This is a genomic window from Streptomyces sp. URMC 126, from assembly GCF_051386555.1.
In the GTDB taxonomy this organism is placed as follows: Bacteria; Actinomycetota; Actinomycetes; order Streptomycetales; family Streptomycetaceae; genus Streptomyces.
Genome location: NZ_JBPQTX010001163.1, coordinates 1 through 248, shown reverse-complemented (window position 1 = coordinate 248; position 248 = coordinate 1). Strand labels below are relative to the sequence as shown.

1 protein-coding gene is annotated in these 248 nt (G+C 74.2%); it reads right to left on the bottom strand.

What is annotated here, in order from left to right:
- On the bottom strand, positions 1–248 hold a 248-nt coding region (locus ACSNOK_RS35515; protein WP_436784797.1), incomplete at both ends, for a hypothetical protein.

Below are 248 nucleotides of genomic sequence, written 5' to 3'. Positions count from 1 at the left end.
ACCTCGTACGCCGTGCCCAGCTCGCCGCGCTGGAAGTGGAAGACGGATAGACCGTAGAGCGCCGGGAACAGCTCCGGCACGTCACCCAACCCGCGGCACAGCTCGCAAGCCCGGGCGTAGGCACGGCCCGTCTCGGCGGCCGCGAAGCCCTTGGCGGCGATCGACGCCTGGCCCAGCGCCAGTTGCAGGCCGAGCTCGCGCCGCTCGCGTTCTCGGCCGGCGGGCAGCCCCTCCAGGAGCGCCAGCCC